Below are 20507 nucleotides of genomic sequence, written 5' to 3'. Positions count from 1 at the left end.
TATGGCTACAATAACAGAAAAACACGAACGTATTGACAGGATAACGGTTAAGATTACCTATAGCATTGCCTCTATAGTATTAATTTTATTGTTAGTTTATGGTGGTTATACACTGGTAAAAATGTATCGATATGAAGAAACTAATGATGCACAAGTAGAAGAATATATAAATCCTATATTGAGCCGTACAACAGGTTTTGTGCAGGAAATTAAATTTAGAGATCATCAAAGAGTTCATAAAGGAGATACCTTGTTTGTGATAGATAAAAATGAAACGCTAATGCAATTACAAGAAGCCGAAGCCATATTGAGTTCAGCAAAAGCTTCATTATTAGTATTAGAAAGTAATGCTGTAACAACAACTAGTAGTGCCTCAGTAAGTGAGGCAAGTATTGCTGCATCTAGAGCTAAATTGTGGCAGCAAGAGCAAGAATTTAATAGATATAAAAAACTATTGGATGAGGAAGCGGTTACACAACAGCATTTTGAAGCCATAAAAACGAGTTTTGAAATTGCAAAATCAGAGTACAAAGCAGTTCAAAATACCTATAAAACAGCCAGGGGGAGAATAAATGATGTCGATTCTCAATTGGCCGTTGCTAAAGCAAATGTACAGCAGAGAGAAGCTATAGTCGAGAATATAAAACTCAATTTGACTTATGCTGTTATTACGGCTCCCGCAGATGGAATTATGGGTGACAAAACCTTGCAGGTAGGACAATTAATTCAAAAAGGACAAACTTTAGGATTCATTGTAGATCAAGACCAGGGAAAATGGATTGTAGCTAATTTTAAAGAAACCCAAATTGCCAATATGAAAGAAGGGCAGGAAGTAGTGATTAAAGTTGATGCTTATTCAGATGAAACCTATCATGGTAAAATACAGTCGCTTGCGCCAGCTACAGGATCTCGTTTCTCGCTTTTACCACCAGACAATGCTACGGGAAATTTTGTAAAAATTATTCAACGATTTCCAGTTCGAATTCTTTTGACAGATGCTGTTGCTAAAACAAATAATCTACGTGCAGGGATGAATGCTGAGGTATTGATTCCTAAATTATAATAGTTTACATGGATCAGTCATCAAACATATTTAAAAGTTGGGTTCCCAAATGGTTAATTAAAGCGGTTATTTTTTTAGTAATTCTGCCAGCGGTATCCATGTTAGCAGGTTACATTGGAGGAATTAATAGTGCTGCCAGTTATTACGGTCTGGATCCTACTGATATCCAATTCTCCATCGTTTTATATTATGTTGGAATTGCCAGTTTCTTTCCATTAGAAAGAAGGTTTTTTAGCTATTTTGCTTCCAAAACGTATTTTCTAATGAGTGTTTTATTGTTCACGGCTATCAATTTAGTATTGTATAATACTAATGACGCGCTACTTTTCTTTATTTTACGATTTTTAGGTGGAGCAGTTACTGTTGCAATGATTGGAATTACATTAAGTTTAATTTTTTCTCAATTTCATTCAGAGCGCTCCAGAGTATTAGGGTATGCTGTTTTTTACGGAACGCTACTTATTTCGAATGCTTTTACATACTTGTTTGATGCTTATGTATTTCAAAACTATGATTTTAATGTAATGTATCTTGCCATTATTTATGTTCAAATTCCAGGAGTATTATTACTATTTCTTTGTCTTAAAACTAACATACGTTTGCATAGTAAAAGGTTTCCCTTACATCAATTGGATTGGAAAAGTTTTGTGATTTATAGTTCTCTACTAACATTAATTGCCTATGTTCTTTTGTATGGACAATATTACAATTGGTTTGAAAGTATTCGTATTTGGGTTTGTTTAGGGACAATAATGTTATTACTTGCTACTTTTATTATCATGCAGCAAAAAAATAAGCGTCCGTTTATAGATTTAACTATTTACAAATTTAGAAATTTTAGAATAGGTGGAGCGCTACTCGTACTGTATTATATTTGTAAAGGAGATTTGAGTGCTGCAAACACATTTCTTTTTAATGATATGGGATTAGATTCGTATCATTATGCTTACATTATGTTTTTTAATGCTTTAGGAATTGTTGTAGGAATTGCATTAACGGCTCGTTTCCTGTTAAGTAAAAGAAATATGCGCTTAATTTGGCTTACAGGATTCGCTTTTTTATTACTCTATCATATTCAAATGTTTTTTATTTTTGGCTCGCAGGCCAATGAAGAAAGTGTTTTATTACCGCTGTTTTTTCAAGGTTTAGGAAATGGAATTTTAATGCTTTCTATCGTTATGTTTACAATTGCATCAGTACCAGAATCTAAAAGTTTTTCTGCCTCATTGAGTGGTGTTTCTTTCCGATTTTTTGCTTTTACTGTGAGTTTAGCGCTAATTTCTTTTATGAATCTACGACAAGTAAGTGTGCATTATCATGAGTTAGGCAACTCAGTTACTACTTTAAATTATGAATCGAGTAAGCGTTTGCAATTGTATGAAAATGCAGCACTTGCCAACGGAGCTTCGGCAATGAAAGCTAAAGTTGTGGCTAAAAAATTGTTAGGTAAAGCAGTTGCTATTCATACTAATACCTTGTTCGCAAGGGATTACTATTATTTTATGGGGATTGTAATATTTTTAATTATGCTAGGCATCGCATTAATCCCTCATTTTCATTTTCATTTCAGAAAAATTGGAGCTAAAGTAATTCCTATTTAGCAGAACAATGAATTAGGTACTGGTTCCATATTTATTAATGATGGACATTTGTCCAGCATGATAAGCAGTATGGGATACAATTCTTCCTAGGGCTTCAGCTTTTGTCTTTGTGCCAAATTCTGACGTAGTAATAGAGGTATCCCAGTCGGTATCCGTTTGTTTTTCAAGTATAGCTAATAAATTTTGATAGGCATAATGGGAGTATTCTTTTAATTCGGATAGGTTGGTCCATTCACCGGTATCCTTTTTTGCAATTACTGTTTTTGCAATTACTTTAACTTCGCTTGCACCAAATATATTTTTTGTAAAAAGCAACTCAACATCACTAATATGGCGAATAAGAAAACCAAGGCTATTGGGCGAAGTTGCCAATTTCTTTTTCAAATCATTTTCTATAATTAAATCTAATTGCTTTGTAAATCTAGTTCTACCTTCTTGCCATAGCGCAATAAATAACTGAGTTTTTGATTTCATTAAATAAGGGTTTTTTAGTGATTTCAACTTTGTATTGTTGTGATAGGGCTCTAATTTTCCTGAAACGAAAAAAGGGTGTTGAATTGTGAATTTAGTCTAAAATTTTCATTTTGAGAGAGGAAGCGAAATAAAAATAGCCCAATAAAGGGCTTTTCTACTATTATTAGTTGTTCATATTGCTTTTTACATCAGTAGTAATTCTGTTTTTATCATTCTTGCTTTTTGCTTTTCTTTTAATTCGATAAGATGTGATTTGTAACCGATAAATTCATGATCTTTTGGATTGATTTGCAAAACAAAATTTATTTTTCCCAAGAGATGTTCTAGAAAGTGAACCTGATCTATTTCTTTGTATTCCCGATGTTCATCAATACCAAATTTCATGATATAATACATGGCTTGTCTCAATTTATTGCGTTTATGGAAAACGACTTGTGGTTTTTCATTGACAACAATACCTGTGACAGTTTGTCTCATATTTGGAGTCATAAGATTTGTTTTTGCAGCATTGATTTGCAATCCCATTACTTGAATATTGTCGGTTACTTTTTCGAGTAATTTTTTTTCGTCAAAATTTCCTGAAAAACTCAAATCATCGGCATAACGGGTATATCTTATTTTATGTTGTATACAGTAATCAGCAATAGCCATATCAGCTTTTTTAAAAATGAGGTTTGAAAGATAAGGACTTGTTGGTGCACCTTGTGGTAAAAAACCATCTTTAGTACATAGTTGTGAAAGTAGATTTGAAATGCTTTTTGAATAACCCACTTCTAAAAATATTTGCTCTACACTTTCAATTTTAATTGATGGAAAAAAATTTTCTAAGTCAAGGGTGAATACTTTAGGTTGGTTTTTGTGAAATCTTATATTCTCTAAAATACTTACATTAGGTCTATATGCTTTTGCAAATGGGCTAATAGGAATTTTATATAAGATGTTTTTTAAAATCCAATGTTGTATTTCTTTTAAACTTGGGAGTGGTTCTGAAATGGCTCTTTTTTTTCCGTTCTTTTTTGTAATCTCAAAATCACGATAAAAATATTTGGTGTGTAATGCGGCTTTTTTTATGTATTCTTTTTTATATCCTACAAGTAAGGTTAAGTGGGAAGAGTTATAAATAACAGGAACATTGTTTGAAAACAATGGCTCAGCATAATTCAAACAACGATTTATGTTTTGTTTAGAGTAGCCTATTTTTGTGGCTTCTTTCATGAAAGTTTCTTTGTATTGAGCAAAATCCATAGCTTTAAAATCGTTAATGGAGTGAGGACTTTTATGTCACTCACTCCAATTAGGAATACGGGTTTAAAAGGTTCGGAGCTCTGCGGAGAGCCTTTTAAACCCAGTGCTTGAAAAAACATTCAATTACAGAACAGTGACTCACTGCTCCAAAGTTAGCTTAGCCAACGTAATTTTAAAAATAAATCAAAATGACAACTTATTCTGATTTGGAATATAAATGGTTTTTGAATCTAATTTTGGGATTTTACTTTTTAGATCCTTTGTAATCCATTCCTCTTTTTTTTGTTTTACTTTTATATTTGGTTCCATAATATCAAAGTATTTAAAGCATCAATTAAGATGTTTTTAATTTGTAAGTATTATAATATCAAACGATTAATGGGGTGTATCTCTACATAAATTTACAATTTTTTATTTACATTTTAGTATAATCTGTGCAGATTTTTTTTTGTTACGACTTAAAATGAAAAGCCTCCAAAACAATTATTTTGGAGGCTTTAATTTTAGATAAAAACAAATTATCTCAATCTAACTTGTTGAAATAATTAGTTCTTTACAAGGTATTTAATATGTTTTATGTTTCCATTAACTACTGTTTTTAGGAAATAGAATCCTCTTCTTAAATCAGCTAATTGTAGATTTACAGTTGATTTTCCTGAAGTAATGTTATGAGATGATTGGCTGACTAATTGTCCAAAGAAATTATAAATTTGAAAATCTACTTTTGCAATAGATGAGCTATTAATTTCCACATTGATTTGGCTTACAAATGGATTTGGAAAAACGTTTACAGCTGTGATTTTTACATCCTCAATTGCTGTATCGCAACTTCCTAAAACGTCACCATGTGCTAAATGAGAGGCAACTGCATTTTCATCAATACATATTGTTTTCCCTTTGTGACATAATGCAACTTTAGGGTTTTTTGGGTTAGAACCACAATTTACGTCAATTACATTTACTGCTTTTTCGGATACTGATGAGCAACCATTAGCATCTGTAACAGTTAATGTAAAAGTTGTTGTTGCGCTTGGACATACATTAATACTGCTTGTCGTAGCTCCATTACTCCATGTATATGAATAAGGTAATATACCTCCAGTTACATTGCCTGCAGTTAGCGTTGTACAAGAAGAATTTGTATACCCGTAATATACAGTTGGTGATTCAGTTTCAGGAATTTCAATTATTGAAGGCTCATTTATAGTAAATGTTGCAACTACTTCATTATTTAAAATATCTTTTACAGTTACACTATAAGTTCCCGCATCAAGATTTGATATAGAGTTTGTGTTGGTAATTTCACCAATATTCCAAGTATAAGTGTATGGTGCAATTCCGCCTGAAACAGATACAGAAGCAGTACCATTAGCTTCGCCATTGCAAGTTATATCTATTGTATTACTAGCGTCAAGCGTCAATTCTTTTAATTGTAATCTTACTGAAACAGGGAAGTGGTCAGAGGCTGTTTTAGTATAATCGCTCGTGTAAAATTCATAGTGTACTCTTGCTGATTCATTGATGTATAAATCCGCAAGTTCATTTGAAAGTGTAATATGATCAATCATATTTTCATAGGTCACATACGATCTAAATCCTGCTTCACTTAATGATTTTGTAACAACACTAAAGTTTGCGCTATCATTTACATATGCTTCATAACTAGAAACAGTTGTAGGAACATCTGAAACGGTGTAATCTACATCATCGTTATAATCTCCTAGTAATACTAAGTTAGCATCCGGATATTGTGCATTCAAGGTGTCTTTTAAAACTTCTACATCAAACTTACGCATGTCATATTTGCCTTGGGCATCACCACTTGTATTTGCTCTAGCATGAAGATCAATGATATTGATTTGTTTTTGATTTCCATCAATTGTAACATTTGCAGTCATCATAAAGGGCAATCTACCACTAGCAAAAAAGCGTGATTTATCAGCATCAGGATAATTAGCCAATGCAGAAACATCGCCACCATTATAATAAGGATGAATGGTTTCTAATAGTACTTTGGTACTTACAGGTGTAACGGTTTTGTTTTTATAAATAAAACCAACTTTTTGTTTTGGACTACTAAAATCATTTGGGTAGGAAGTTGCTTCAGATAAAACATAACTGTAATCATTCATTTCGCTAACCATTTGAGCAAATAAAACATCATCAGATATTTCTTCTACCGCATAAATATCAGCATCTAATTGTTGCAAAACATTTTTGACTGCGTCTTTTTGTATCGCATCTGAATTAATTTTTCCTGCAGCAGGTGAATTAGTTTCATCACCAAACCACGCCATATTCCAAGTGGCAATATCTAAAGTTTTGTCTTTTGAAATATTTAAATCACTTCCTGTTTGTTGGTATTTATCGGCACACGGGAAGTCAGTTCTCATTCGAGGTAACAGTTGTTGAGTGGCAAAATAATTTCCAACTACACCTATTATTTCTGAACAATTTTCAGGTTGTGCAAAACCGGTAAGATCACTTACATCTGCATCAATTCTCAATTGAGCTGTTCCACTTGCATCTGTAATATCAGTGTTTGAATTACCAAACATAATAGCACCAGGCTTAGGGAAAGTCGTATTTTCTATTCTTACTAATTCAGCTGGGTGGTTTGCCATTTCACTCAAAGTGATAGTAACTGGCGAAATAGGTTGATTAGGTAATCCGTTATTAGTAACCGCACTTACAGGGCTTATTTGAACTTGCTCGCTGTAGGAACTTCTAGTTCCTGTAACAGTGATAGAATCTCCTATTTTGAAAAGTCCAGTACCATGTACTGATTTGTCAAAAACGGCTATCGCTCCAGTAGCATCTTGGAGGTAAGCTGATCCAGCAAATTGGTCTGAAACAGTTAAAACACCAGTTACAGTTACAATATCGCCATCTGCTTTACTTCTTGCTTCAGCAATTGGAATTACAACTAAAATATCAGAAGCATCACCAAAAAATTGTCCTTTATTTATAGCTCCAAAAGTAGTATTGGCTGCTTGCCAAGTAAAATCAGCATAGTTATATCCTGCTCCTATTAATTGTAATGAAGTTCCTAGTGCAGCTGTACTTGCTTCTGCAATACCAATATCTGTACTTGTCATTCCTGCAGCAGGACCATTAGTAGCGGTAAAACTACCTTCGTAGCTTAAAAACTGAATTACTTTTCCAGTAGCATCTACTAATGCAATTCCGTCAGGAGAACCATTTTGTAATCCAGCAATGTTTACAGATACAGTACCATAACCATTTAATTGATCTGGAATACTACCAGATAAATTTCCTATTGGGGTATAGCTTGCTCCACCTGAACCATTATAAGGGATAATGCTCCATCCAGTTAGGTCAGTTCCGGCATAACCGGCAATTTCAACTGCTTCACCAACATCTGTTCCTGCATTGTCATAATGAATCTCATTGATGAAAACTAAATCACCAAATTTTTGTCCTTTATTTACTTTTCCGAAAGTACTTACAGCTGCTTCCCATGTAAAATCAGCATATTTTGTTCCTTTACCCACTAGCTGAAGTGAATTTCCAACAGTTGCAGTACTTGCTTCAATGATACCAATATCAGTACTTGTCATTCCTGCAGCAGGACCATTGGTAGCAGTAAAACTACCTTCGTAGCTTAAAAACTGAATTACATTATTATTTGCATCTACTAATGCAATTCCGTCAGGAGAACCATTTTGTAATCCTGCTATAGTTACAGATACAGTACCATAACCATTTAATTGATCTGGAATACTACCAGATAAATTACCTATTGGAGTATAAGAAGCACCACCATTACCATTGTAAGGAATAATTTTCCATCCTGTTAAGTCGGTTCCTGCAAGACCAGCAATTTCAACTCCTTCTTCAACATCTGTCCCTGAATTATCATAGTGAATTTCGTTGATAAAAACAGCTCCAGCTGGAGTAGGCGTAGTATTGTTTAAGGTTGTTATAGTAACTATATTACTTGCTTCAGAAGAATTATCATCAGCATCTAAAGCTACTACTGTTAAGTTGTAAACCGTATTAGCCGTTAGCCCAGTCAGGTCAAAAGTAGTTGATGTTGTAGCTCCTAGTTGAGTAGTTCCACTATAAATTTCATACGATACTGCAGAGGTAGCTGCATCCCATGATAAATTAGTCGCGGTTTGTGTGATGTTACTAGCGACAAAATTTGTTGGTGCCGCGAGAGGCTCGATAACCGTAGAGAATGATTGCCCGTTATTGATGCTTCCATACGTGCTTGCTACAGAGGTTTGCCATGTAAAATCACTGTATTGATTTCCAGTCCCTTTCAGTTGTAATGATAAACCAACTGCTTCGGTTCCAGCTTGAGAAACGCCAATATCCGTGCTTGTCATTCCGATTGCGGGACCATTAGTAGCAACAAATGAGCCTTCGTAGCTTAAAAACTGAATTGCATTTCCTAAGTTATTTACTAATGCAAGTCCGTCAGGAGCTCCATTTTGTAATCCACTTATGGCTACGAAAATAGTTCCAAATCCATTAGATTGATTCGGAATTACACCGGATAAACTTCCTATAGGAGTGTACGATGCACCACCATTTCCATTATAAGGAATAATGCTCCAACCTGTTAAGTCGGTTCCTGCAGTTCCAGCAATTTCAACACCTTCACCCACATCAGCACCTGCATTATCATAATGAATTTCGTTAATGAAAACAACAGAAGTTGCTGGAGTTGTAGGTGGCGTACTAACTAGAGTCGTTACCGCTACACTATTACTAGCAGTTGAATTGTTTCCAGCTGCATCAAATGCTTTTACTGACAAGGTATAATTTGTATTCGCTGTTAATCCAGTTAAAACATAACTAGCTGTTGATGATGAAGCAATTTGTACTGTTCCATTATAAATTCGATAGCCCAAAACACCAACATTATCTGTTGATTGAACCCAAGTTAAAGTTGTTCCAGTTTGGGTTGTATTAGTAGCATATAAAGTTGCTGGAACAGATGGTGCCTCAGTATCTAATTGTACACTTCCATCAAATCTATTTTGAGCTTGTGGTCCTCCCCAAATTGCTGTAGCAAAAGCAGGGTTGTCAATAAAAGGATTTCTATTTCCTTGAACTCCTTCTAATATTGTATTTCTATTGATTTCTACTTGAGAAACAGGGTCTTCAACATTCCATTCTAATAGAATATCAGCCATATCAACACTGTAGTTTTGTGAACTGATGGTCACGGCACTAGGAAGACATTGAGCACCATAATGCAAGTGCATGTACATAATCATACGGGCAACATCACCTTTCCATTCATCTCCTGGATACCAGGCACCATTAACTAATTTAGCATTTCCAGATCCATCACCAAAGGGATAGTTATTTCTAGTTGCATTCAAAGTAACATCTGCAGCTCGTAAATGATGTGCATCACTTCCTGGGCCATCAGTACCTAAATTAGGGTTTCCTAATGATTTGGCAAAAATGTGCTCTCTATTCCAATCGCCTTGGTTTCCACCATTTTGATCTTTAGAACGAGTTCGGTCATTTGTAACATCAGAATCACTATCATTATAACCATAAATCAGTAAAACTTTTGTTGGATCGTTTGGATCTAAATCTGTTTGTTTTAATGCATCCCAAACTCCAGGTGTATACGACAACTTTGTCGTATGTGTAGTGGTTATTAGGTTAGAAAGATTTGATTTTAAGGCATCTCCAGTTTGGCTAATGTTTGCTCCATTATAATACGTAGGAACTTGAGCAAAGGAAATCACACTTAAAAAAGTAAATACAGCTACAAGAAAGAACTGCCTTTTTAAGTAAAAATGCTTCATAATTGTTTGTTTAATTTATTGGATAGTAAATATATACATATTTGTGTTTTTATGCGTTTAATACTATTAACAAATCGTTAAAATTTTTAATATAAAAATTAAAAACCCATACGATTATTTAACAAACTAGAGTGAATTGCTATAATAATGGAATTTTAACGGCTATTGGAGTTCCCTATTTTTTTTGGATATTTAGTAGTATTTTTTAAATTTTTTATTTGGGAAATAGGTAACAAAATTAAGAATGAACCTGGCGGTCCAGTAGGATAAATAATTTTTTAAACGGGAAATCATTGTTCCTTTTTTTAATGATTTAGGTGTTATTCTATGGCTTTGTGAAATGATTTCATCTAGATGGTGTTGAAATGTATTTGAAAATGGGATGGATTTGATTTCAACATTCATTTCTAAACTTCCATAACAACTTAAATTATTGAGATTAAATGAGCCAATAGTTGTCCAATAATTATCGACAATGGCCGCTTTTCCATGAAGTATTGTTTTATTCCATTCATACAATTCGATGTTATGGGTAAGTAACGTAGAATAAATATGGTAAGTCGCTCTTCTAGAAAGTGGAACATCTGATTTTCCAGATAAGATTAATCTTATTTTTACTTTGTTTTTTGCTGCTTTTTTAATTGCATTATTAAGTCTTCGACCTGGCAAAAAATAGCTACCCACAATGGTGATTTCTTTTTCAGCATGTGTAAAAGCACCTATATAGGCATTGTATATTTCGTTTTTACTTTTCAGCCAATCATTTTGTAGTATACTGACAGCAGTTTCTTCCCCTGAATTAAAGACAGATTCTATTTTTCTTTTGAAGAAGTACTTTTTCTTAAAGAATAAGTCTCTACAAAGTAATTGCAGTTTTTTTGCAATTTTCACGTCATTTATTTGCACTGAATAATCGAGCCAGGCCCCATTTTCTTTGGACCCCACATATTTGTCAGCTATATTAATTCCTCCAATTAACACTACCTGGTCATCCGCAACAACAACTTTATGATGTAATCTTCGGCCCATATATAAAGAGCTTGAGGATAGGAATGGAGAAAAAAAACGAAAATTAATTCCAGTTTTTGTTAATTCCTCAATTACATCTTTGGGAAACGAAAAGGAACCAAAACCATCTAATAAAATATAGATTCTTACCCTGCGTACTGCTGCTTTTTTTAATTCTTGTAAGATTTTATTTCCAATAGAATCATTCTTAAAGATATAATATTGAAGATGAATTTCATATTTTGCTTCTTGGATTATATATTCTAAACGTGAAAAATAATCGGTTCCACTATGAACTAATTTTACCTTTTCTATGTCGTTTTTAATGTAATTGTTAATTAGCATAAGCACCTTTTTGTTTTACTTCTTTAATTAATATAAACTCTAAAAGATTTTCAGTATCCAAAGTACCCACAAGTTGATTGTTCTCCATGACTAACATCAAATTAGATTTATTATGATAAACCAACTCAAAAATATCCGCAAGTAGAGTTTCTATATTTAAGAAAACTAAGTTTTTGTTCATCGCATTGACTATGGGAGTATTCTCGCCTTTTTCAGAAAGAGCTATTATTATTTGATCTCTATTTAGGGTTCCTACAGGTTGGCTATTCGCGGTTATTAAAAAAATCTTGGATTGACTGTCTAAAAGTAATTCTATAGCTCTTTTTATGGGTTGATTTGCATCAATAGTTTGGTATTGTTTCATGACTACGTCCCGCACTGTGTAGCCTTTAAGAAGGTATTTCGAGGCAGTATATTCGGTTTCCATTTGCGCACCCAAAATGACAAAAATGCCTATGAAAATTAAAAACGGATTGGAGAAAAAACCAATAAATATAAAACCTATTGCTAATAATTGGCCTATTCGAGCTGCAATTTTAGTTGCAGTATGTCGTTGAAATTTAAATGCCAAGAGCGCTCTTAAAATGCGCCCTCCATCCATTGGGAATGCTGGAATTAAATTAAAAATAGCTAACGCTAAATTAACGATTAAGAAATTCAAGAGGAAGTTGTGCGAGTTAATTCCTCCTGATAATTGAGTCATAAGAAGTTCTTCATTTTCGGGTACTGTAACAAAAAAACTGGTCAATAGTGCCAAAAAAAGATTGACCATCGGACCAGCAAATGCAACGATTAATTCTTCTATTGGTTTTTCGGGAAGTTTTTCTAACCTGGCTAATCCGCCAATAGGAAGCAACGTAATATCTTTGGTTTTAATTCCATAGTTTTTTGCTGCTAAAGCATGACCTAATTCATGTAAAACAACAGTAATAAATATAGAAAGAATAAAAGCAATAGACCACGTTATTTGAAGGATATTATATCCTGAACGGTAATTGACAAATATGATAAATAGGAGTAGTAATGAGAAGGTCCAATGAATGAACAAACCAATTCCTGCTACTTTTCCAAGTTTAAATGATCCTTTCATTTCTCTTTTTTTTAAATGCTTTAAAAAGCATAATTAGAAAAAAAATGTGTCAATTATGAAAATCAAAAAATGCAGGTTTAAGCGAAAGATTATGGGAATCAATGCGTTACTAATTTACGACTTTTTTCTGAAGAATAGTCGGTATTGTTTATTAAGAATTTTGGTATTATTCAAAACTGATTTATTTGAATAATACTTGCTATTAAAGTGTCGATTGGATTTATTCTTTTAGTGCGAATAGTTTTGTGCTTCAATAACTGGAAGTAAGCACTAATTTATCAGAAGTTATTTTTAGTAAAAATTTTTGGGATTTGCTTTTATTTTAGGATATCATTTTTCAAGTTCGTTTTCACAAATACTATTGTACGCCCAAGCATTTAAATTGGCCATAGTAGTATTTGCGATTCCCTGTAAGGCTTCGTTAGATAAAAACCCTTGATGCCCCGTAATTAATACGTTGGGAAGAGAACGAAGAATCGTATACACATGATCCGTAAATTTTTCACTAATGTGGTTTTTAAAAAAGATAGGTCTTTCTTTGTCATAAACATCAAGACCTACTGCGCTAATAATACCTTTGTTGATAGCCTCTATTAAATCCTCAGTATTCACAATCATTCCGCGCGCCGTATTTATAAAAACAACCCCTTTTTTCATTTGAGAAAAAATGGATTTATTAAACATATATTTAGAATCTACATTCAATGGGCAATGGATGGAAATCACATCTGCACTTTGACATAATTCTTCTAAATTACAATACCGAATTTTGGTTTGTTGAATCAGTTCTTCATTTATAAAGGGATCATAGGCGAGAAGGGTACATCCAAATCCGTGCATTATTTTAGCAAAAGCGCTACCTATTTTTCCAGTTCCAATAATGCCCACTGTCTTTCCATGTAGATCAAAACCTACCAAATTATCCAAACGATAATCTCCCATTTCCATTAGTTTTTGACCTAGAACTATTTTCCTGTTTAGTGCCATAAGTAAAGCAACTGCATGTTCAGCAATCGAAAAAGGGGAGTATTCAGGCACATTTGCAACTTTTATTCCTAATGACCTAGCTTTTTTTAAATCAATATGATCATGGCCCACAGTACGTAAAGCAATGTATTTTATTCCCAAATGGTACAATTTTTCTAGCATTGTACTATTTGCAATATCTGATGTAAAAAGAGATATCCCTTCAAAACCTTTAGCTAGATCCACTGTATCATGGTTTAGGTTTTTAGAAGTATAAACTAATTCTAGCTTGCCATGTTTAGCTTTTTCTATAAATGGTTTTTCAAAGTCGAAGGTGCTGTACATTAATATTTTCATGATTTTGGTATTTTATTTAACACAACCCATAAGAATTGTAATTATATTGGCTTCAATTTGTTATTCAAATAGTAAGGTAAGCCTTTTACAGTTGGTAATAACCACATAATCAGAGGTTAGTTGTAATACTTTTGGGGCTCTTAGAATTTTTTGTTTTTATCCAAAATCATATTTTTCTTCTTTAGAAATGAGTGTGAGTTCAATACTTACTTCGGGTTCTAATCTAATATTTGTTTTAATGATGTTTGAAATCAAACAGGAATTTTTGCTCATTTCCAAAATGTATTTAACCTGTTCTGGATTTTGGAAATAGGGAATAACTACTTTTGGTCTTAGCGTAATTTCACTTATTATATTTTTTCCTTTTATGACTTCAATAGAACAGCTGGAACTACTTTCAAAACTTACAAATTGAATATTAGCATTTTCGGCTTTGGATAAAAAAGTAGTCATTAGACAGCTGTTTAAAGAGGAAAGCAATAAATGCTCGGGAGACCAGATATCTTTCATCGTTTTTGGTAACTCAAGCGGTGTCTCTTTTTCTGAATTTTGAGGAAATACGGATGAAATTAAAAATCCGCTTCTATTGTCTTTACATTTTAAATTTACTTCGTAAGTCTGCATATTAAATAGGTTTAGTTATTAATAATTAATTTGAAATAAAACAACAGGAATAGCGATTTTTAGTTGTTATAGACTAGTATTTTAGAAAGGTTTTATATAAAAAATAAACTCGATACAGTAGTTTATTTTCAATCTTGATTCTTTAATTTTTTTGACCATAATTTCTTTTTTTTGATTACTTATAGGCGTACTTTATTTTTCTTTTCGGCTTCCAATATATTTTCAATTCCTTTTATTAAGGCATCTGGATTAAAGGAAATACTATCAATTCCTTCTTCGACTAAAAACTGTGCGAATTTTGGAATATCACTTGGGGCTTGACCGCAAAGCCCCACTTTTATCTTATTGCGTTTGGCAGCACTTATTGTTTCTCTGATTAAAGTTTTTACAGCTAAATTTTGTTCGCTAAATAAATAACTTACCAATTCAGAATCTCGGTCTAAACCCAATGTAAGTTGTGTTAAATCATTGGACCCAATCGAAAATCCATCAAAAAGAGTAGCAAATTCATCGGCTAAGATGACATTACTCGGAATTTCAATCATAACATAAATTTCTAGATTGTTTTCGCCTTGGGTTAAGCCATTTTTTGCCATTTCGGCAAGTACTTTTTCCCCTTCCTCAATTGTTCTGCAAAAAGGAATCATCAATTTCACGTTCTTTAAACCCATTTGATTTCTCACTTTTTTCATGGCTTTGCACTCTAAAGCGAATCCTTTTCGATAAAAATCACTGTAATAACGAGAGGCGCCACGAAAACCAATCATGGGATTTTCCTCTTTAGGTTCGTAATATTTTCCACCAATAAGATTTGCATATTCATTGCTTTTAAAATCACTCATGCGAACAATAACTTCTTTGGGGTAGAATGCAGCGGCTACAGTAGCTACAGCTTCGGCCAATTGATCTATAAAATATTTTTTGCCGTCTTGATAGCCTTTTGTAAGTGTTTGAATTTCTGCATTTATAGTTTTATCAGTTATTTTTTCAGGTTCACATAATGCCAATGGATGAATTTTTATAACGTTTGAAATGACAAATTCCATTCGCATTAAACCCACACCTTTATTTGGATAAAAACTGAGCTCGAACGCGCGCTCAGGATCAGCAAGGATAAACATGGGCTCTGTTTCGGGCATTGCTAATTGACTAAAATCATGCTCAGTCACTTCCCATTTTAACTGACCATTATATACATTGCCCTCTTTACCTTCGGCGCAGGAAACGGTAACTAATTGCCCGTTTTTTATACATTGAGTTGCATCTCCAGTTCCCACCACAGCAACGGTTCCTAGTTCTCGAGCTACAATCGCGGCGTGGCTGGTACGCCCCCCTTTATTGGTAATGATAGCCGAAGCTTTTTTCATTATTGGATCCCAGTCGGGATTGGTCATATCAGTCACTAGGATTTCACCTTCAAGTAATAAATTACCTTCTTGAGGATTATTAAGAATTCGAGCTTTACCGCTAGCAATTTTGTCCCCAAGAGCTATTCCTTGCGTTATTAAAGTCCCTTTTTCCTTGAGTTTATAAATTTCTCTTATTTTCCTTTTAATTGTCCCATAAATGGTTTCTGGTCTTGCTTGCACTATGTATAACTGATTATTTATACCGTCTTTTGCCCATTCAATATCCATTGGTTTCTTGTAATGTAGTTCTATTGTTTTACACCATTGCGCTAGTTGTATTACTTCACTATCATTCAATGCATATTGGTTTTGTTTTTCTATTGGAGTAGAGATATTTACAATGGTATTTTCGGCAGAGCTTATTTTTGATTTTTCGGTATAAATCATGGTGAACTCTTTCCTTCCACAACGTTTTTTTAGTATAGGGTTGAAGTTTTTATTTTGTAAAGTGGGTTTAAAAACCATCCATTCATCTGGAGTAATTGTTCCCTTAACAATGTTTTCCCCTAATCCCCAACAACCATTAATGATAATTGTATTTTGAAAACCTGTATCCGGATCGATGGTAAAAGCCACGCCGGATGATGCTTTATCACTTCGAACCATTTGTTGAACACCTACCGAAATAGCAATATCTATTTTAGTAAAATTCATGTCATGGCGGTATTTAATGGCGCGATCTGTAAAAAGGGAGGCATAGCAATGAAGTAAAGCGTCCCATAATTGTTCCTTTCCTGAAATATTTAAAAAAGACTCCATTTGCCCTGCAAAACTAGCTGTAGGTAAATCCTCAGCAGTTGCGCTACTTCGGACCGCTACGCCTACATTGTCAATACCTGTTTGCTTACAAAGCAATTGGTATGCAGTATCAATTTCAGTTTTAATGGTATCTGGAATCTTAGCTGATAAAATAATTTGCCTTGCTTTTTTCCCAATTTCGGAAAGATTCGAATAATTTTTTGTATCAAGTGAAAAGAGTAATTCGTTTAAGGTGTCTTCAAGATGGTTTTTTTTTCTAAAAAAACGATATGCATTGGCAGTAACAGCAAAACCATTAGGAATAGCTACACCCAAAGGATTCAATTGATTATACATTTCACCTAATGAGGCATTTTTACCTCCCACAATTTCAATATCCGTTATGCTAATTTGGTCGAAAAAAAGAATAAGTTTTGAATTTTCCATATCGTTTTAAATATTTAAAATGTAAGGTGGTTGGTATTCTAACTTAAAAAACAAATGAATAACAGATTGACTAAGCCATATATAGAAAAATTCTAAAAGGGATTCAAAGCAAATTAGGGTTCATTAGAAACGGATAAATACAAGAGGATATTCCTGTTTCTTGTATAAAAGGGACATATCGTAAATTTAAGCAAATATTTTTTTTTCAATGTTAAATTATGATTTTTTTTGAATATAATTTAGTCATAATAGCTTGTTTTGTAAGTATTTATGTTGTTTTTGTAGTGAATTATAAACTTTGGGTGTTTTTTAAATATTTTAAATAATAAATAGTAAAACTAGAATTTATTCATTTGATATCGAAACAGTTAAAATCCATTATCGAAATAATACATGCCTTAGAATATGTAACTATGAATTTAAGAAGCTTTAAAAATTTAATTATTAGGATATTATAACTCTAAATACATGTATAATTGGAAATTAATTTTATTTTTGTAAAGACCAATGTATTTTAATGCATACAAATATTAATTAGAATAAATACCCCATATTCTGATTTAATTTCAAATAATCTAATTCATTTTATATGAAAGAATTACCTACTCCATCTAATGAAAAAGATAGGTTACAGGCACTAGAAAGTTATTTAGTAATGGATTCTTTGACTGAAAAAGAGTTTGATTCTATTACAAAATTGGCTTCTTATATTTGTGATACACCAATCTCATTAGTTAGCCTCTTAGATAAAGACAGACAATGGTTTAAATCAAGTGTTGGATTGAAAGCAAAAGAAACTCCAAAAGCTATTTCTTTTTGTCAATACGCTATAATGGGAGATGAGGTTTATGAAGTTCAAAATGCATTAGAGGATACATTATTTTCAGATAATCCATTAGTCACTGGAAATCCTGATATTCGGTTTTATGCGGGAGCACCGCTTAAGGATCATGAAGGATTTAATCTAGGAACACTTTGTGTAATTGATACTATACCAAGGACGCTCACGGATATGCAGAAAAATGCACTTCAATTATTAGCAAATCAAGTTATAAATTTACTACAGCTTCGTAGAAAAAACATGCAACTTATTCTAGCCCAAAAAGAGTTTAAAAACTTTTTAGAGTTATCGAAGGATATGGTTGGTATCGCCAATAGTGATGGGCTGTTCGTTAGTGTAAATCCTGCTTTTACTACTGTTTTGGGATATTCAAAAGAAGAATTGGGGAAAACCCCCTTTATAAATTTTGTTCATCCAGAAGATTTAGATAAAACTTACAAAGAAGTTGAAAAGCTCGCTAGAGGAGAAAAAACAATTAGTTTTGAAAATCGATATCGCACCAAAAAAGGAGAATATGTAGGACTTAGTTGGAATGCTTCTCCTGATCCAGTTACTGGCAATTTATATTGTATTGCTAGGGACATGACTATAGAAAATAGGCACAAAGAGGAGCTACTTTCTACTACAACTGATTTAAAAGCGATCCTAAATGCAACTGAATTTTCAATAATTTCTTCAGATCTCGATGGTGTTATTAAACAATTTAATAGAGGGGCCGAAAAACTCTTGGGTTATAAAGCGGAGGATGTCGAAGGTAAAATTACACCAGAAATCTTTCATATTAAGGAAGAAGTGGTAAAAAGAGCGGAAGAGTTATCTATTGAATTAGGAAGGGTAATCGAGCCTGGATATGACACATTTGTAGTGAAAGCTCGAGAATTTGGTATAGCTGATTCCCAAGAATGGTCGTATGTTAGAAAGGACGGCACCACTTTTCCTATGAGGTTATCAGTAACTGCCATTAAAAGTAATGAGGGTGAGGTAACTGGATATTTAGGAATAGCAAAAGATATTTCTAAAGAGAAAGAAGCTGAATTAAATCTATTAAATAGCAATATGTTATTAGATGAATCAGAAAACATCGCTAAAATTGGAAGTTGGAAATTTAATTTAGTAACAAAAGACCTGATGTTGTCTAAGGGACAATCTATAATATTTGAATTGGATAATGTACCTGATGGAAAACTTTATGAATCATATAGAGGTAGAATACATAAGGATGATTTAGTGTTATTAGATGAATTAGATAAAAAAATCATAAAAACGGGAGAAGATTACAATACAAATTATAGAATTTTATTACCAGAAAATAGAATAAAATATATATCAGAAATAGGAAGACCTTTTAAGAATACAAAGGGTGAAATAGTGGGGCTTCAAGGTTCAGTTCAAGATGTTACTGAAAAAACGATAGCAGAACAAAAGATTCAAGAAAAATCTAAAGAAGTAAATGATATTAGAGCGGCTTTAGATGAGTCAGCAATTGTGTCAGTGACAGATCTTAATGGAGTATTTACGTATGTAAATGATAATTTTTGCGCTATTTCAAAATTCAATAAAGAAGAACTGATAGGTAAAAATCAACGGATGATATCAGATTATCTTTCCTTCGAATTTGCAAAAAGTATTTTAAGAGTTGTTGTAAATGGAGGAATTTGGAAAGGGGAAATAAGAAATAGGGCAAAAGATGGATCACTTTATTGGGAAAAAACTACAATTGTTCCCTTTTTAGACACTAAAGGAAAGATCTATCAATATATAGCAATAAGTACAGATATAACCGAACAAAAATTAGCTCAAGAAAATTTAAATCATGCTTTAAGTGATTTAGAAAAAAACAATAAAGAGTTAGATCAATTTGCTTATGTTGTTTCGCATGATTTGAAAGCTCCTTTAAGAGCAATCAATAACCTTGCTGAATGGATTGTTGAAGATATGCCAGAAATGCCAGAGGATGTAAAAAATAATTTAGGATTATTACGTGGTCGTATATTGCGTATGGAAAACTTAATTAATGGGGTTTTGGATTATTCTAGAATTGGAAGAACCCAGATCGAAATGGAAACAATTGATATTAAGTTAATGTTGGACCAAATTGTAGAAACGATAGTTCCAAACAAGGATTTTGAAGTTTCGATTGCAGATAAAATACCACAAATTTTTGATGCCAAAATTTTATTGTATCAAGTTTTTAGTAATATTATTGGTAATGCGGTAAAATATAATGATAAAGAAATTGGTAAAATAGAATGTGTTTATATTGAATTACCTGATTTTCATCAATTTAAAATTAGCGATAACGGACCTGGAATTCCTAAAGAATATCAGGAAAGAGTATTTGGAGTTTTCCAAACAATTGAAGCAAGAGATAAAAAGGAAAGTACAGGAATTGGTTTGTCAATTGTAAAAAAAATAATCGAAGAAAAAGGAGGCGATATATATATTGAATCATTAGAAAGTAACGGAACAAGTTTTATTTTTACAATCCCTAAATAAAATGA

At 32.8% G+C, this 20507-nt stretch carries 11 protein-coding genes; 3 read left to right on the top strand and 8 right to left on the bottom strand.

Going from position 1 to position 20507, the window contains the following annotated elements:
- Nucleotide 1: 1 nt before the first annotated feature.
- A complete protein-coding gene (locus AB3G33_RS14995; RefSeq protein WP_367771062.1) occupies nucleotides 2-1063 on the top strand; it encodes an HlyD family secretion protein in 1062 nt (353 codons plus the stop codon).
- 8 nt (nucleotides 1064-1071) lie between these two features.
- A complete protein-coding gene (locus AB3G33_RS14990; RefSeq protein ID WP_367771059.1) occupies nucleotides 1072-2664 on the top strand; it encodes an MFS transporter in 1593 nt (530 codons plus the stop codon).
- A 12-nt stretch (nucleotides 2665-2676) separates the two neighbouring features.
- Here AB3G33_RS14990 and AB3G33_RS14985 read toward each other — a convergent pair whose 3' ends face one another.
- From AB3G33_RS14985 to ppsA, 8 genes are all read right to left on the bottom strand, one after another.
- Entirely contained in the window at nucleotides 2677-3138 is a 462-nt protein-coding gene (locus AB3G33_RS14985; protein ID WP_367771056.1) for a DinB family protein, read from the bottom strand.
- Nucleotides 3139-3321: 183 nt separating this feature from the next.
- Nucleotides 3322-4383: a reverse transcriptase domain-containing protein gene (locus AB3G33_RS14980; RefSeq protein WP_367771053.1), complete on the bottom strand. Its 1062-nt coding sequence runs from the start codon at nucleotides 4381-4383 to the stop codon at nucleotides 3322-3324.
- Between the two features lie 545 nt (nucleotides 4384-4928).
- Complete coding sequence (locus tag AB3G33_RS14975) at nucleotides 4929-10181, bottom strand: endonuclease (RefSeq protein ID WP_367771051.1); 5253 nt, start codon at nucleotides 10179-10181, stop codon at nucleotides 4929-4931.
- Nucleotides 10182-10373: 192 nt separating this feature from the next.
- A complete protein-coding gene (locus AB3G33_RS14970) occupies nucleotides 10374-11534 on the bottom strand; it encodes a phosphatidylserine/phosphatidylglycerophosphate/cardiolipin synthase family protein (RefSeq protein WP_367771049.1) in 1161 nt (386 codons plus the stop codon).
- Nucleotides 11524-12624, bottom strand: coding sequence for a M50 family metallopeptidase (locus AB3G33_RS14965; protein WP_367771046.1), 1101 nt, complete (start codon nucleotides 12622-12624; stop codon nucleotides 11524-11526). Before AB3G33_RS14965 ends, AB3G33_RS14970 begins: the two co-directional genes overlap by 11 nt.
- A gap of 330 nt (nucleotides 12625-12954) precedes the next feature.
- Complete coding sequence (locus AB3G33_RS14960) at nucleotides 12955-13947, bottom strand: 2-hydroxyacid dehydrogenase (protein WP_367771043.1); 993 nt, start codon at nucleotides 13945-13947, stop codon at nucleotides 12955-12957.
- A 156-nt stretch (nucleotides 13948-14103) separates the two neighbouring features.
- Nucleotides 14104-14571, bottom strand: a complete 468-nt coding sequence (locus AB3G33_RS14955; protein WP_367771041.1) for an OsmC family protein — start codon at nucleotides 14569-14571, stop codon at nucleotides 14104-14106.
- A 179-nt stretch (nucleotides 14572-14750) separates the two neighbouring features.
- Complete coding sequence (gene ppsA / locus AB3G33_RS14950) at nucleotides 14751-17165, bottom strand: phosphoenolpyruvate synthase (RefSeq protein WP_367771039.1); 2415 nt, start codon at nucleotides 17163-17165, stop codon at nucleotides 14751-14753.
- Nucleotides 17166-17754: 589 nt separating this feature from the next.
- Here ppsA and AB3G33_RS14945 point away from each other — a divergent pair.
- Nucleotides 17755-20502 carry a PAS domain S-box protein gene (locus AB3G33_RS14945; RefSeq protein ID WP_367771036.1) on the top strand — a complete coding sequence of 916 codons (2748 nt, stop codon included), beginning with the start codon at nucleotides 17755-17757 and terminating at the stop codon, nucleotides 20500-20502.
- The last annotated feature ends 5 nt before the right edge of the window (nucleotides 20503-20507 follow it).

Origin of the sequence: Flavobacterium sp. WC2421, from assembly GCF_040822115.1 — a bacterium.
GTDB lineage: Bacteria > Bacteroidota > Bacteroidia > Flavobacteriales > Flavobacteriaceae > Flavobacterium.
This window is presented reverse-complemented; position numbering and strand designations above follow the sequence as displayed.

What these genes read in the sequence shown, in the direction of transcription:
- AB3G33_RS14990 (WP_367771059.1), top strand. Translation starts at nt 1,072, where the DNA reads ATGGATCAGTCATCAAACATATTTAAAAGTTGGGTTCCCAAATGGTTA.
- AB3G33_RS14995 (WP_367771062.1), top strand. Translation starts at nt 2, where the DNA reads ATGGCTACAATAACAGAAAAACACGAACGTATTGACAGGATAACGGTT.
- AB3G33_RS14985 (WP_367771056.1), bottom strand. Translation starts at nt 3,138, where the DNA reads ATGAAATCAAAAACTCAGTTATTTATTGCGCTATGGCAAGAAGGTAGA.
- AB3G33_RS14980 (WP_367771053.1), bottom strand. Translation starts at nt 4,383, where the DNA reads ATGGATTTTGCTCAATACAAAGAAACTTTCATGAAAGAAGCCACAAAA.
- AB3G33_RS14970 (WP_367771049.1), bottom strand. Translation starts at nt 11,534, where the DNA reads ATGCTAATTAACAATTACATTAAAAACGACATAGAAAAGGTAAAATTA.
- AB3G33_RS14955 (WP_367771041.1), bottom strand. Translation starts at nt 14,571, where the DNA reads ATGCAGACTTACGAAGTAAATTTAAAATGTAAAGACAATAGAAGCGGA.
- AB3G33_RS14965 (WP_367771046.1), bottom strand. Translation starts at nt 12,624, where the DNA reads ATGAAAGGATCATTTAAACTTGGAAAAGTAGCAGGAATTGGTTTGTTC.
- AB3G33_RS14960 (WP_367771043.1), bottom strand. Translation starts at nt 13,947, where the DNA reads ATGAAAATATTAATGTACAGCACCTTCGACTTTGAAAAACCATTTATA.
- ppsA (WP_367771039.1), bottom strand. Translation starts at nt 17,165, where the DNA reads ATGGAAAATTCAAAACTTATTCTTTTTTTCGACCAAATTAGCATAACG.
- AB3G33_RS14975 (WP_367771051.1), bottom strand. Translation starts at nt 10,181, where the DNA reads ATGAAGCATTTTTACTTAAAAAGGCAGTTCTTTCTTGTAGCTGTATTT.
- AB3G33_RS14945 (WP_367771036.1), top strand. Translation starts at nt 17,755, where the DNA reads ATGAAAGAATTACCTACTCCATCTAATGAAAAAGATAGGTTACAGGCA.